The organism is Carboxylicivirga sp., from assembly GCF_982718395.1.
The window spans coordinates 1-14,809 of sequence record NZ_CEXQWX010000147.1; the positions used below are offsets into that span (position 1 = coordinate 1).

The 14,809-nt window shown below is 36.5% G+C and carries 12 protein-coding genes; 6 read left to right on the forward strand and 6 right to left on the reverse strand.

Annotated features, from left to right (window positions below):
* The first annotated feature begins 142 nt into the window (after window positions 1-142).
* Together AC4MRQ_RS20205 and AC4MRQ_RS20210 are read left to right on the forward strand one after the other, a co-directional pair.
* Window positions 143-634, forward strand: a complete 492-nt coding sequence (locus AC4MRQ_RS20205) for a PaaI family thioesterase (RefSeq protein WP_491199528.1) — start codon at window positions 143-145, stop codon at window positions 632-634.
* 454 nt (window positions 635-1,088) lie between these two features.
* Complete coding sequence (locus tag AC4MRQ_RS20210; protein WP_491199529.1) at window positions 1,089-1,994, forward strand: hypothetical protein; 906 nt, start codon at window positions 1,089-1,091, stop codon at window positions 1,992-1,994.
* 89 nt (window positions 1,995-2,083) lie between these two features.
* Here the strand turns inward: AC4MRQ_RS20210 and AC4MRQ_RS20215 are convergent, their stop codons facing one another.
* Window positions 2,084-4,579, reverse strand: a complete 2,496-nt coding sequence (locus AC4MRQ_RS20215) for a TonB-dependent receptor (RefSeq protein WP_491199530.1) — start codon at window positions 4,577-4,579, stop codon at window positions 2,084-2,086.
* A 126-nt stretch (window positions 4,580-4,705) separates the two neighbouring features.
* Entirely contained in the window at window positions 4,706-5,050 is a 345-nt protein-coding gene (locus AC4MRQ_RS20220) for a DUF8478 family putative metalloprotein (RefSeq protein WP_491199531.1), read from the reverse strand.
* A 255-nt stretch (window positions 5,051-5,305) separates the two neighbouring features.
* Here AC4MRQ_RS20220 and AC4MRQ_RS20225 point away from each other — a divergent pair, with 255 nt between their 5' ends.
* On the forward strand, window positions 5,306-6,049 hold the full coding sequence (locus AC4MRQ_RS20225; RefSeq protein ID WP_491199532.1) for a helix-turn-helix domain-containing protein: 744 nt from the start codon (window positions 5,306-5,308) through the stop codon (window positions 6,047-6,049).
* A 96-nt stretch (window positions 6,050-6,145) separates the two neighbouring features.
* Window positions 6,146-8,749 (forward strand): TonB-dependent receptor, encoded by a 2,604-nt coding sequence (locus AC4MRQ_RS20230; protein ID WP_491199533.1) that lies wholly within the window; start codon window positions 6,146-6,148, stop codon window positions 8,747-8,749.
* Between the two features lie 89 nt (window positions 8,750-8,838).
* On the opposite strand, the gene AC4MRQ_RS20235 is transcribed toward AC4MRQ_RS20230, so the two are convergent.
* Complete coding sequence (locus AC4MRQ_RS20235) at window positions 8,839-9,402, reverse strand: hypothetical protein (RefSeq protein ID WP_491199534.1); 564 nt, start codon at window positions 9,400-9,402, stop codon at window positions 8,839-8,841.
* Between the two features lie 156 nt (window positions 9,403-9,558).
* On the opposite strand from AC4MRQ_RS20235, the gene AC4MRQ_RS20240 reads away from it, so the two are divergent.
* Together AC4MRQ_RS20240 and AC4MRQ_RS20245 are read left to right on the forward strand one after the other, a co-directional pair.
* On the forward strand, window positions 9,559-10,827 hold the full coding sequence (locus AC4MRQ_RS20240; protein ID WP_491199535.1) for an LVIVD repeat-containing protein: 1,269 nt from the start codon (window positions 9,559-9,561) through the stop codon (window positions 10,825-10,827).
* A gap of 140 nt (window positions 10,828-10,967) precedes the next feature.
* Window positions 10,968-12,362, forward strand: coding sequence for a dicarboxylate/amino acid:cation symporter (locus AC4MRQ_RS20245; RefSeq protein ID WP_491199536.1), 1,395 nt, complete (start codon window positions 10,968-10,970; stop codon window positions 12,360-12,362).
* On the opposite strand, the gene AC4MRQ_RS20250 is transcribed toward AC4MRQ_RS20245, so the two are convergent.
* The 3 genes from AC4MRQ_RS20250 to AC4MRQ_RS20260 form a co-directional block, all read right to left on the reverse strand.
* On the reverse strand, window positions 12,363-12,731 hold the full coding sequence (locus AC4MRQ_RS20250) for a hypothetical protein (protein WP_491199537.1): 369 nt from the start codon (window positions 12,729-12,731) through the stop codon (window positions 12,363-12,365). It abuts the gene before it with no gap.
* 55 nt (window positions 12,732-12,786) lie between these two features.
* Complete coding sequence (locus AC4MRQ_RS20255; RefSeq protein ID WP_491199538.1) at window positions 12,787-14,151, reverse strand: sensor histidine kinase; 1,365 nt, start codon at window positions 14,149-14,151, stop codon at window positions 12,787-12,789.
* Between the two features lie 295 nt (window positions 14,152-14,446).
* The coding region (locus tag AC4MRQ_RS20260) for a hypothetical protein (RefSeq protein ID WP_491199539.1) at window positions 14,447-14,809 on the reverse strand (363 nt) is incomplete at its 5' end.

A 14,809-nucleotide genomic window follows, 5' to 3' on the forward strand; every position in this document is an offset into this window, starting at 1 on the left:
GGATATACCTATTGTAAATGTATGCATTTTACATCAATTGTACAGGTAATGTTTAATGGTCTTGACGATTTTCTTTACAAACAGGTTTGCACTTATGATTGTTTAAATAAATTAGCAGAAGCAATTAATAAAAAAGAATAGCATGAGTCAAGTAAAAAAGATTAATAATCCCTTTATAAAACATAAAGGGGATCAGTATAATTGTATTGGCTGTTCGCCCAATAATAAAACAGGATTTCAACTGGAGTTTTATTCAGATGGAGAAAGTGTATTCAGTTATTGGATACCAAAAGTTGAATTTGAAGGTTATATGAATGTTGTTCATGGTGGAATTCAAGCAACATTAATGGACGAGCTGGCCAGCTGGTTTGTTTATTCAATGTTGGATACTGCTGGTGTTACAAGTAAGATGGAAATTCAGTATCACAACCCATTATATATTTCAGCTGGTGAGATGAAAATAACAGCTCGATTAAAATCGAAGAACAAAAAGCATGCTCTAATCGAAACGGAAATAGAAAACTCAAAAGGGATTGTTTGCAGTTCTGCTATTGTTGAATATTATTTGTTTCCGCCTAACGTTGCGCGGGTAAAGTATAATTATCCTGGAAAAGATAAATTTTGGGATATATAAAAATGCCCCGCTCAAGGGATAGAGTGTGAGAACGGGGCAAGGGGAAAACAACCTGTCAGGAAAGATGAAACGAATATAATGAAAACAATGTTTGCAATTAGCTGCTATTATATGGTTTGTGACTAATAGCCAATTTTCTTAGACTAAATTGGCTAAATGTTCCATTAAAAACATTATTTATTATAATTAACAAAAGGCCAGCTGTTCTCATTCATCATTTTATATGATAATATTTTAATGATTTATTTACTTAATTTTTACTTGTAATTAAGTAAATAAACCATGTTATTATTGTGTATCAGGGTAAAGAATTTTGTATAACATCCATTCTAATCGACTGGTTGTTTATTGGTTGAATAAGTGTCAACTCTTTCGCGAAATGAATTTTTATATCATTTATTTGTAAGTATTCCGAAGAAAAGCAGACTATAGGTGTGTAATTAATTTTTCTTACATGAAAGCTTTTTTTGTAATACTCCAATTAACATTTGGTATGTGGATTTTAATGTCAGATGTTAGAGCTCAGGGATGTAGTGATGCTGGTTTTTGTACGATACATTCTATAAAGCCATCAGTCAACGAGACTTCCTCCGCTAAAAATCAATTTAAAACTGGGATGACTTATGGTGTTGCTCAATACCAGGTGACTGTACTTTCGCCATATTTGGAATATACCCGATATATGGGCAACGTGGCACTGAGTACAAGACTATTATTGGGTATGCGCCTTGGTGAACTGACTACAAATACCGGATTGGCCGACGCAATAATAACAGCTACCTGGGCAGCTAGTTCTGAGTTAAACTTTACTGCAGGCGTGAAGGTACCATTTAACAATGCCAACAAAAAAATAGATGGTCGCCCTTTACCAATGGCTTATCAAACAAGTCTGGGAACAACGGATATGATTCTGGGAATCACCAGAAGCTGGAATAAATTCTCGATCAGTGGCGCCTGGCAACAGCCTTTGACACAAAATGGTAATACATTTTTAATTGACGAATATCCCGATGGAATTTTAAGCGATCCTTATATTTCTACTAACGGCTATAAAAGAAAAGGCGATGTATTACTTCGTTTATCACATTCCACTCAATTAAGTGAAAAGATTATATTTTCTTCCAGTATACTTCCAATTTATCATTTTGGTGATGATAGCTACGAGAATTCTGAAGGTGAAGAAATTACCATTGATGACTCAAAAGGCCTGACTTTGAACCTAAATGTGTTTTTTCAGTATCATTTAACTCAAAATACTTTTGTGGAGCTTAATCTTGGTGGGCCAGTCGTTGCAAGAGAGAAACGGCCGGACGGATTAAGTCAATTTGCAATTGCTGCCGAATACAGTATTCGGTTTTAAATGTTTAAATCACTATCGCTATGGTTGAGTAGTGGCAATAAAAAAGCCTGACGAACGCCAGGCTTTCTATTATGTCATCAATAGATTGCTTAATGTGCTCCAAAGACATTTGTTAGTTTAATACCGCAATAAATTGTGCGAGGATTTGTTGGACCGTAAATATAGGCAGGATCCCTGTCTTTACCTGAATCAAAATCATCTTGGTATGAGTTAAAGATGTTTTTAACACCAGCAAATGCTTTAAATGGTAAACCTGCAATCTTCAGGTCATACTCAGCCTTTAAACCTAAATCAAAGAAGGTTGGAGTAGTGCGAAGAACACCAGCTTCTTCACCATCCTTTAATTCAATATCTTCACCATTATAAGTCACGTATCTTACATAGTTATTTGATTCATCTTCAGGGTCTACATACGATATTTGAACAGTTTCACCCATGTTGTATTCGGTTCCATAATAGCCAATTTTCATCTTTCCAGTATACGTACCACTTGCAATCAAAGTGAATCTGTCTGTTACACCGTAATCAATCGAAAAGAAACCATAGTCATCAGGCGTGCGCAAGAAAGCTTTTTCACCTAATTCTACTGCTTCACCAAATTCGCTTGACTGGGCAGTGTAACCAGCGCGTAAGAATAGCTTGCTGCTTGGAGAAGCTGTTAGTTCAAAGTTCACACCTTTTACTTCAGCTCCATCTTCTGCATTGCTTCGTACATATGTAGTAACACCTGTTTCTTCATCAAACTCTGGAGACTGAGCAAATGCATCATCCAGATTAGTATAAAAACCTTCAACCAATAAACCTACGTTCCAAAGTCCAAATCGACGATTAAAATCAAGTGATGTCATGTATGAGTGACTTGTTTCCTGCTTTAAGTCAGGAGCATTGGCATGAACTACTTTACGTGAACCCGATGTTTCAATATGTAAATCTTCATCAAATACCTGTGGAGCACGGTAACCTTGCGAATAGCTTACACGCCATTGTAATGAAGGAATTACATCCCACAATAAGCTTACTCGTGGGCTAAATACATTACCGTCATTGTTTCCATCTTTATGATCCAGGTCGGTAATCTCGTAACGGTCGAATCGAGCACCTAATGATGCTTTAACAGGACCCATTTGACGATCGTATTGTGCAAATACACCGTATACATTTTTATTCTGGTCGGTAATGATCGTGTTTGGTATATGCTCGAAATCTTCAATGGTTGTTCCATCATCACCATAAATTGGATTTTCATAATCAGGATATCCTAATTTCTGATCCAACATATCATCGTGTACCAGTTCAATACCTGTTACAATGCTGTTTTTTCCAAAGTCAGATTTAAACTGCGTACCAATGTTGTAAGTTGTACCATCTGTTTGACCATAATCTTGTAAGCTTTGTTCGGCACCGTAGTAAGATGCGCGATCAACTGTTTGAGTAGAACCATATACAGACAGCATGCTTCCGGTACCGATAAAGCGCTCGTAGGTACCAGCTACCGTTGTTATTTTATGCTCCACTGCCTCTGAGATATCAGCCTGATGATTAGGAGAGTCAAACATATTACCACCACGACGCTCCTCATTTACACGCAGAAAATCTAATGTAATCTTATTACGGTAGTCAATACGGTGATATAAACGACCACCTAAGGTTAAGTTTTCTATTTTAGATATTTCAGAGAATCCATCATCATTAGCATCATATGGGTCTTTATCGCGATAAAAACCATATAAAGCTAATCCGGTCTTTTTATTGTCACTTACTATGGTTGTATTCATATTAACAGAATAGTCGCCCTGAGCTTCACCATCTGTTCCAACACCAACAGAGTTATACTGAGTTGTTATATCGTATGAATTTACCATTGGATCTTTTGTAATTAGGTTGATGGTACCGGCCACGGCATTACTACCATACAAAGAAGAACCACCACCTCGAACAACTTCGATTCTTTCAATCATGCTCGATGGAATTAATTCCAACCCGTAAACACCTGCAAGGTTACTGAAGACTGCTCTATTGTTTATCAATACCTGAGAGTGTGCACCGTCTAGTCCATTCATTCTGACTTGCGTGAATCCGCAATTCTGACAGTTATTTTCCAAACGTAATCCGGGTACATAATTTAAACCTTCACCAATAGATACTGACTGAGTGTTTTCTAGCAGTTTTGGTGTAAGTGTATTTACAATGGTTGAGGCTTCTTTTCTCTTTTTCTCATTTCTATCTGCTGTAACAACCACTTGGTCCAGTCCTAATACATCTTCTTCCAGATCAAAATCCATGTTGACAGGGCTTCCATTTTTAAAAGTGATGGTTTTCTCAATAGGTTTATAACCCATTGCCTGAGCTTTTACAATAAATTCGCCTTCTGGAATAAAGCCTAACTCGAATTCGCCTTCCATGTCAGAAGCGACTCCAAGAGTTGTATTATTGATTGTTACCGTGGCAAAAGGCAGAGGTTGACCTTCTGAAGTTATTACACCTTTTAGATTACATACAGGCTCAGGAGGTGGTGTTTGGGCAGTTAAAGTTGTTGATACTAATAAACAAACTAGTAATAATGCTTTCGCAATACCGTACTTCATTTCTATAAAATTTAATCTTTTGCGTAGATTGTGAGTAATATTTGGGTTTAAATTTTTCCAATAATGGAATACAGGTTACCATCCGTTATTGAACAGATAGAACAATGCCTTATGTGTTGGAGGAAGTTATGCAACAGGAGGAGCCCTGCCACTGTTACTATCTGCGAATAAAGAATAGAATTGTTGTTGATACAATACATGTTCGTTATTCACGTAGTATGGAAGTATTTCAGATAGAAGTTTTGGTTTTTCTTCTGATAAAATCGTTTGAAGTTGTTGATAAAAAGTAAAGTCGGCCGAATTGTGCGAATGACCATCACAACCAGGGTGTGCGTGGCTATAAACTTTACCATTTATCGTATGTGTATGATAAAATAAAGCATTTGTGGTTATTTGCACCACAAACATCATTACCAGCAGTAATGCGAGTCTATTAAAGACCTTTTGGTATTTTATATGCTTAATTATCACGATGCAAAAATGAAAAAAATCTTTAATTATCCAACTCCCTATTTATGGGGATTTTTGTCATGTTTTAATAAGAAGGATCAAGATGTGATGATTCTTTGCTACAAATTGAGCAAAATAAGACAACTCCTTCTGATAACACATTTAATTTTGTACAATTGAAATTAGATAATCACGTTATTGAATATTTAAGGTTTTATGGAGGCGATTGGTAAGAAAAACAAAATAGAGAAAGAGCAGGTATTTAAAATAAGCCGGATGAAAGAGGTAATTAAACCAACAAAACCTCACAAACATGCAGGTTATCATGAATTTATTATACTGCATGAGGGAGCCGGAATTCATACCATTGACGAAAAGGATTATGAAGTGAATCCTCCGACACTTTTTTACTTACGTGGTGGACAAGTCCATTGCTGGGACTTTACACAAATACCTAAAGGCTTCGTAATGATATTTAAAGAAGAGTTTATGGATGAGTTTAGTAATATAGCTCAGTTATTATCTAACATTCCAACTCACATGCGAATATCTAAAGAATACAAAAGCATCCTTTCTGATTTTGAATTGTTGATGAGTGAATACGAATCGACAGTACCTAATGAGATGGTTTTGAAGAGCTATTTAAATATTATCATTTTCAAGGTATGTGATCTGCTGCGTAATTCAAATACCATTGCTACCGAAAACAAAAGCATTACAATTTTTAAATCGTTGATAGATAAAAACTACAAAATACATAAAGAAATTGGCTTTTATGCCGATCAAATTGGTGTATCAAACCGGCAGTTAAGCGCTATGTGCACAAAAGAATTAGGAAGACCAGCCAGTTCTATTATTGCTGAGCGTTTAGTGTTAGAAAGTAAGCGATTATTGCGATATACATCAAATACCATATCTGAAATAGCCTTCGAATTGCAATACACTGATCCTTCTCATTTTGTAAAGTTTTTTAAGGCAAAAACGAATCTGACACCTTTGGAGTTCAGGAAAAAGTTTTAGGGAAGAAAATATATACCATGTTTACGTCAAATGATACCATGATGTCAGTTGATATTGCAATATTTTTGCTGCAGAATTATTAATCAACATCAAATAATGAATTATACACACATGATGAGTGTTGTTGGGGCTTTGTTGATAGCTGTAACATCATTTGCACAAACAGGAACGATTAAAGGGCGTGTAGTTGACGCAGATAGTAATGAAGAAATTCCATTTGCCAACATTGCCTTACTCGAAAATGGCAATATTGTAACAGGGACAGTCACAGATGATGACGGAGCTTTTAAGTTAGATAACGTTGATCATGGCAGCTACAGCATATCGGTCTCATTTTTAGGTTACCAGCCCAATGAAATTAATGACATTAATATTGGTAATGAAACAAGAAATGTTGACCTTAAAAAGGTGAAACTAAGTGTATCGGCTGTAAATATTGAAGGGGTAGAGGTCAAAGCGATGGCCCATACAGCCAGTACAAAGATTGACAGAAAAACCTATCGTGCTGCTGATTTTGCAACGGCTGAAGGAGGAACTGCAGTGGATATCTTAGATAAATTACCGGCAGTATCTGTAGATGGAGAAGGTACTGTTTCTGTAAGGGGAACAAGCGATTTTTTAGTGTATATAAATGGCAAACCTACACAGACAAGTGCTGGTGAAATTTTAAACCAATTACCAGCCGGACAAATTAAGGATGTGGAAATAATTACCGTTCCGGGAGCACGCTACGATGCACAAGGAAAAGGAGGCATTGTAAATATTACGACTCAAAAAGGGGCTACTGATGGCCTTTCAGTTGTGGCCAGTGGTATGATAGGAGGAACACCATGGACGAATAAAGATGATGTATACAGTCATCAAAAACTTGATAACAACCGCTACAATGCTGGTGTGAGCTTAATGTACAATAAGGATAAATTATCGCTTAGCGGGGCGCTTACAATGCAATCACGCAACAATAAAGGTATTGGAATTATTCATCCATATATCTACCAGCATCCTGAAAATTCGGTAAGTGGCTACCCAGGGAAATACTATGTATTGAATGGTACAGGTTCGCGCCCTAAATGGTATACAAACATGATGGCAAACTTTGGTGTCAACTATCAAGTTAGTGATAATGCAGAGCTGGCTGCCAGCTACCAGTATTCAAAACGTACGAGCGGCCGAACGGCTAACTATGCCTATGAGGCTTACTTCGCTGATACACCAGATGGTGAACCTATTGATGGTACATATGAGGAAATATACAACCCTAACGATATTCACCGTGATGGTTGGTTTAGTAACCTGAGTGTTGATTATATTGAGAAAATTAACGATCAATCGCAATGGAGTACATCCTTTATTTATGAGACATCAAACCTGAAGCAAACGATCGATAACAAGGAATTTCCATATGATGGCGAACGTTACTATTATGATGATGAGCCAACTTTTCACTCTTTTCAAAGTGATGAAACACCATTAAATGCTTACCGTTTTATATTCGATTATCAACACCGGTTTGATAATGGAAATAAAATAAACATGGGTGTTCAACCACAATGGGTTCGTTTAGATGGAGAATTTGCTTACGATACCATTGTCGGTAATGGCTACTGGGGCGATCCAAGTATTGAAAGCTACGATAACAGTATTGACTTAAAACGTGATGTTTATTCCGCCTACATTGATTTTCAGGGAACAAGTGGCAAGCTTAATTATATTTTGGGTTTACGCATGGAGTATATGGATCAGCTGATGAATGTAAGTAGCACCGAGTATTTTGAATATGTATATGGCTACTTTAAAGATGTAGGAGAAGGTCGTGATTTTAACCAAACTGATTTTAGGCAACGCAAGTTTGACCTGTTTCCAACACTACATGCTCAATATGACCTGAATGATCTGAATAGTATTTCATTGGCGGCCAGCCGTCGTATAAACCGCCCGCCAGCTAAAGATATGGCTCCATTTTTATATCGACGACATCAGGAGATTTACGAAATGGGAGATCCCTTATTGAAGCCAGAGTATACTTTAAATGCAGAACTTAACTATACACGAAAGTTTGGAAAGAGCAACATGACTCTAACGGGTTTCTACCGCGGGGTTGATAATGCCATCTATAGGGTTAACAGAGTTGCTTACGATATGGGTAACCCCGGAGGCGTTTTATTACGAAGTTATACCAATGCAGGAAACCAAACTGCTTTGGGAACTGAACTGGGCTTGAACTTAGATGTGTTTAATAAAGTGAAATTGTTCGTTGGTGGGGCTGTTTATGATTTTAAGGTGATAGCTGATGATGAATTGTTGGGTGAAAGTCGTGATAGTCGAAGCACGAACTGGAATGTAAAAACCAACGCAACATGGATGATTACAGCACCCTTGAAATTGACGGTCGATTATTCTATAAAATCAGCCTCAGTAACACCACAAGGAGAAAGTTTACAATTTGAAGCATTGAATGCGGCTCTTAATTACAAGCCGAAAAAGTTAAATGGATGGACATTCTCTGCTAAAGTACTGGATATTTTGGGTACAAATCAGGCTGGAGGTTATACGGCAGCATATGAAGGAGAACAGATTCTACTTCGACGTGGATATGTTTACGATTACGAAGGACAGATAATAGAGCTGGGAATAAGCTATTCATTCAATAGCAAAAAGCAAAAAGCACAGAGAAAACATATTGGTGACGAATATTTCTAAACCAAAACTATTTAAAGAGTAAGTTGATGGTTCCTTGCAGTATCATATACAATGTTACTGCAAGGAACTATTTTTTTACATGGATTTCACTAAAAAAGCTGAACACCAATTCTAATAGAAAAGCGGTTATAGGTAGTTTTTCGCTCAACTTCTTCTAAAGCCCAGTCAGCTCGAACGAATTCAAACTCGTGGTAACGATATCCCATTGCTATAAATACACTGTAATCCTTTTTACTGGGAAGAATATATCCCAGTTCGGTATTTAAGAAATAGCCGCCTTTGGTTTCTTTAATCTCATATTCGTAAAACTCCATTCCTTCTAGAGCAAAGGCATATCCGCTTGATAATCCGGCAAAGAATGAAGAGCCGTTTGTTCCCGGCAGAAATCCTTTAATGTTTGGTCCCAAAGGCATAACTGTTACATCCAGCCATTCAACACCTGTAACCAGGCCAACTGCCCAATTTTTATTAAACTGGTAATTGTGCTCCATTAAAAGAGATGTGATGTATGTTTTATCATCGTTTTTCGAACCGATTAACGAGCCAATGGAGGTGTAGTTAAAATAACCACTCTGTTTTTTTTCGGTATTTTCTTCCTGAGCTTGTAGTAACCAGGGTAGCAATAAAAATAGTAGTGTAAGATTTGTTTTCATGAATCAGGTTTACTTCTAAGATTCAAAAAACTGTTAAGAGTTGCGTGTCAGACAAAAAAATGACGCAACCTTTTAATCGTTTGACCATCTTAATGTTTGTAATCGCGCTGTTTACAATTAAGTATTTTGTTTTAACCATTTAATATACCTGAAATCATGAAAAGAATAACTGGTTTATTTCTGCTATTAGTTCTTGCATTGAATTTCTATTCGTGCAGTGATAAAATTGAAGAAACGTATACTGTTTATACACCTGAATACATGAGTTATGATGCACTGCGTTCATCATTTCAGATGAAGAGTGCACAAACCATTCAACAGCCAGGGAAAATATACTTTAAGGATCAATTTATATTTATAAACGAATACCAAAAGGGCATTCATGTGATTAACAATTCTGATCCGAGTGATCCTCAGCGTGTGGCTTTTATAGATATTCCCGGAAATATAGATATAGCTATAAAAGGTAATATGCTATACGCCGATAGTTACGTTGACTTGTTAACCATTGATTTAAGTGATATGGATAACATAAAAGAGGTCGATCGTGATGAAGATGTATTTCCATACATTATTCCCGAAATAGGTATCGGAACCATTAGTGAGATTGATGAGCAAAAAGGAGTTATTACAGGTTATAAAGTCACTAAAGAAACGGTAGATGTTACCGGAGATGAAGTGTATTATCATCGATTTCCAATGTGGGAGACTACTTTTTTTGCAATGGATGCTTTATCGTCAGCAAAAGTAAATTCGACAGGAACGGGAACAGGCGGTTCAATGGCACGTTTTACATTGCATGAAGATTATCTATATATTATCGATAAAGCTTCCTTGCATTTGTTTAATATTGAGAATAACGCCGATCCCAATTTTACGAAACAAATACCTATTAGCTGGCAAATAGAAACTTTATTTCCCTACAATGATCTTTTATTTATAGGTGCCCAAAGTGGCATGTTTGTATATAGTCTGCAAAATCCTGCCAATCCGGAATATATTTCAGAATTCAGGCATGCTACAGCTTGTGATCCGGTTGTTGTTGAAGATGATTACGCTTATGTCACTCTTAGAGGAGGTAATTTATGTGGAGCTATCGAAAGCCAATTAAATGTGATAGATATTTCGACCATTGAGTATCCCGAAATGGTTAAATCTTACAATATGAAGGAGCCGTATGGTTTGGGTATTGACGATGACATACTCTTTATTTGTGATGGAAATGATGGCTTGAAGATATATGATGCAGAAGATCCTATGATGATTGATGAACATCAGTTGGCTCATTATTCAGACATTAATGCATTTGATGTTATTCCACTTGGAGATATTTTACTGATGATTGGTACCGATGGTTTATATCAATATGATTACTCATCCATTGATGACATCAAGCTACTAAGTCATATTCAGGTGTACAACTAATAATTCTGAAGCGAATTTTGTCGAAAGGTTGTTTCTTTAACGGAGCAACCTTTTGTTTTTATATGGAAGGAGAAAACAAGGTTATGGATTCTTTCATTTTTTGGTAAATTAGCGACTTTACTTAAAACGACATACATCGAATGAGAAAATTAGCACTTCATTGGAAAATTATTATTGGACTATTTTTAGGTGTTATCTGGGCGGTTCTATCTGGCTTTTTTGGATGGAGTGAATTTACTATTAACTGGTTGGCTCCTTGGGGACGTATATTTATTAACCTCCTTAAGCTAATAGCAATTCCATTGGTGTTATTTTGCATTATTGGAGGTATCATAGGTTTAGGTGACCCTAAACAACTAGGGAAAATGGGTTTACGAACGCTTCTGCTTTACCTCTTTACTACTGTTATTGCTGTTTCTATAGGTTTACTAATAGTTAATTTTGCCAAGCCAGGAGAGTGGATGGACGACAGTGTCAGAAAGGAAAACAGAATTGCGTATGAATTATGGGCGCAGCAAGAAGGTCAGGAAATACATGATTCAAAAAAACTGCTGGATGATCCGGCGAATAAGGCTATCATATCAGAAGTAGCTAAACGCAGAGGTTTTGATGAGGACGAAGCTGTACAAACGCGTATGAAGCAAGCTAAGAAACAAGCAGAAAGCGGACCACTTTCGTTTATTGAAGATATGATACCGAGCAATGTGTTTATGGCTATGTCCGATAATGGAAGTATGCTTAAAATCATTTTTTTCGCTTTGTTTTTTGGGATTGCATTACTGTTTATCCCTCAAGAGAAAGCTCGGCCTGTTATTGATGTTGTCAATGGACTGAGTGATGTTTTCCTGAAAATGGTGGACATGATTATGAAAGGAGCACCATTCTTTGTATTTGCATTAATGGCGGGTATTGTTTCTGAGATGGCGGGCGATAGTCCTGCAAAAATATTTGAGTTATTTAAAGGCCTTAGTTGGTATTCTTTGGCTGTTTTAAGTGGTTTATTATTGATGGCTTTCGTGATCTATCCAACAGTTATGAAATTCTTTGTGAAGCGCTTGACATATCGCGGATTTCTGAAAGGGATCAGTCCTGCTCAGATGCTTGCATTTTCAACCAGTTCGAGCGCTGCTACCTTGCCAGTAACATTGGAGTGTGTTGAAGATAATTTAAAGGTGGACCCTAAGGTCTCAAGTTTTGTTTTGCCAATTGGAGCAACAGTTAATATGGATGGTACCAGTTTATATCAAGCAGTTGCAGTTGTTTTTTTAGCTCAGATGCATATGATTGACCTTAGCTTCGCTCAACAGATCACTATCATCTTGACAGCCACACTAGCCAGCATTGGTTCAGCTGCCATACCAAGCGCCGGACTGGTAATGTTAATGATTGTACTTAGTTCAGTTGGTTTAAACCCCGCGTGGATTGGAATTATTCTACCGGTCGATCGTATTCTGGACATGGTACGAACAGTTGTAAATGTTACTGGTGACGCTACTGTGGCTACAGTTATTGGAGAAACGCAGGAAAAAGAATAGTTAACTATTCTTTTTCTCATCTTCTACGATCTTGTAATTTCTTTTTTTATTAGATTGTTCATCAGCCTTTTGAGGGCTAATTGATTGTGTCTTGTCATTGGGTGAAGGTTTCTCACCTTTACTATTTGATTTTTGAGAAAGAGATTCTACGCTTTGCCTGGTATAGTTTAGCGAATCTGTAGCATTCAATTCAATTTTACTTCCATCAGATAGGATCAATACGGCCTTACGTTTTCCTGGTTTGATACCTTCTTTCTTATCCACCTTACCTTGTGCAGGAGAATGTGTGCAAAGACCGAATGCGACAATAAATATTGAATTGAAGAAATAAGAACGGTAATACCGTAGGAACTTAAAAATACTTTTCATTTGTTGTTGAGTTGTTTTACATCGTAAAGACACTTTAAGGGGGATATGAGGTGACTTATTTGATGTTATTATTTGTTAAAGAATAAGCGGGATTGTTAAATGTATATTCTGGTTGCTTTTTTGGTTGTTGAATCAGCTCCTTTGTATGCATAATTGGTAGTTTTAAATAAAATGTTGTGCCAATATTTTTTTCTGAATCAAAGAAAAGCTCACCTTTTAATAATACAGACAAGCTTTTGCAAATGGTTAATCCAAGCCCGGTTCCATTAATGTTGATCAATTGGTTGTTTTCTTTTATTTGTTCGTATTGATTAAATAATTTGTCATGTTTAGATTGACATATCCCGATGCCTGTGTCTTTGATAAAGAATGTAATATATTCGTCTTCGGTACAGTAACCAATATGAACATAACCTTTGTTTGTAAACTTAAGGGCGTTAAAAGTGAGGTTGCTAAGAATCTGGTAGAGAAACATTGTATCTGATTCCATGCTTAAGTCTTGATCTTCATCGACCACAATGCGAAAATCCACTTCACTATTTGCCTTAAAGGATAAGGCTGCGTGAACTTGTTTAAGTAAGTTATATGGTGAAAACGCTGTTAACGATACTTTAGCCTGTTCTTCTTCAATTTTTGAAATATTGATGATGTTATTCAGAAGGCTTAGTAAGGTTTGTCCGTTATCATTTATAATGTTGATAAATTTACTGCGTTCATCTTCCTGCAGATCCTTTTGATTAAGTAGTTCAGAGAAACCTAAGATTGCATTCATTGGCGTCCTTATCTCATGACTTAAATTAGTTATATAGGATGTTTTTACCTTTTCTGAATGAAGTGCATTGTTTCTTTGCGATATGACAACATTTTTAATATAAATTATTAGTGGAACTTCAAAGACAATAAACACGAAGCATACTGACATAATATCCAGAACACGATGTAAATCTGATGGATATTGGGTTATCCATTGAGGTTGATATGCTTCAATCAGAAGTAATGCAGGAACATTTATACCAATGATGGCATAGGCAAGTTTTAAGTATCTGTTATCTACAATAAATGTAACGATTGGAATTAAAGCAACTACATAAAATAGCGCAGGTCCCGAACTTCCTTCAGTTTCAAGCCATAGGAAATTAATAATTATCAAAACAAAGCTAAGATAGATTCTGCGACCTAATTTATACTTTGCTTTTGCTCGAACCAACCAGTAAATAAACCCGATTACAATGGCTGCAATAAAATTGAGGTAAATAACAGTTAGTGGAACTCCAAAATACGGATTAAAGATTGCAGAAGTAATAATCAGGCTAAATGTCACATGAAGCATATGTATCAGGACCAGATTCGGAATTTCATAATTCTCTGACCTGACGAATACAGCAGCTCTAATGCTCTTCAAAAATTGCTTTCCCCACATTTCAACACAAACCTTTTTGTGGCAATACGCAAAAAGTAATGGAAGGTTATAAAAAAATAACGTACAGTACTAGTGATGTATTTGTAATGTCATTTGAGGGCAAGTACCGGTAGGTTTTAAACAGAAAATACTCTGAATTTATCTTTACTTGACGCCTAAGATTTGCAAGTTTTTTCTTTTCCCGCAGACTTTTATTCTACCAAATAGGCGAGACCATTTTCTACACAAATCTACATTATCTAAGGGACTGTAAAATTCTGCTAGCAGAATTAAGGAGAAACTTTATTCTTGCTGATCATTTTTTGTATTTACTTAGATAGATCCAGAGTCCTGAAATTAATAATGCAATGGTACTGAGGCCAACTAATGGCACAATCAGTATGTAAAATGCACCAATCATATCCTGAAAGATTCGTCCGGTATGAACCTCTAAAGCTAAATTCCATAAGGATAATGGGGATGCTTTAATTATTTGCTCTGGCATATCAGGGAAGTGACTTGTTGTTTGCAAGTCTTGAACACCGTTGTTGTAGTCAAAATATACTTCCTTGCCATTGTTTAAAGAAAATCCACTGGCCATATGTGTTCCGATTGGTCTGGCCATACCACTACTTGGTTGATGTACTTTTCCGCTAATATAGTTGTAGCAGGTATTCTT

Coding starts and splice junctions, on each gene's coding strand:
- AC4MRQ_RS20205 (WP_491199528.1), top strand. CDS start 143: ATGAGTCAAGTAAAAAAGATTAATAATCCCTTTATAAAACATAAAGGG.
- AC4MRQ_RS20210 (WP_491199529.1), top strand. CDS start 1,089: ATGAAAGCTTTTTTTGTAATACTCCAATTAACATTTGGTATGTGGATT.
- AC4MRQ_RS20215 (WP_491199530.1), bottom strand. CDS start 4,579: ATGAAGTACGGTATTGCGAAAGCATTATTACTAGTTTGTTTATTAGTA.
- AC4MRQ_RS20225 (WP_491199532.1), top strand. CDS start 5,306: ATGAAAGAGGTAATTAAACCAACAAAACCTCACAAACATGCAGGTTAT.
- AC4MRQ_RS20230 (WP_491199533.1), top strand. CDS start 6,146: ATGAATTATACACACATGATGAGTGTTGTTGGGGCTTTGTTGATAGCT.
- AC4MRQ_RS20235 (WP_491199534.1), bottom strand. CDS start 9,402: ATGAAAACAAATCTTACACTACTATTTTTATTGCTACCCTGGTTACTA.
- AC4MRQ_RS20240 (WP_491199535.1), top strand. CDS start 9,559: ATGAAAAGAATAACTGGTTTATTTCTGCTATTAGTTCTTGCATTGAAT.
- AC4MRQ_RS20245 (WP_491199536.1), top strand. CDS start 10,968: ATGAGAAAATTAGCACTTCATTGGAAAATTATTATTGGACTATTTTTA.
- AC4MRQ_RS20250 (WP_491199537.1), bottom strand. CDS start 12,731: ATGAAAAGTATTTTTAAGTTCCTACGGTATTACCGTTCTTATTTCTTC.
- AC4MRQ_RS20255 (WP_491199538.1), bottom strand. CDS start 14,151: ATGTGGGGAAAGCAATTTTTGAAGAGCATTAGAGCTGCTGTATTCGTC.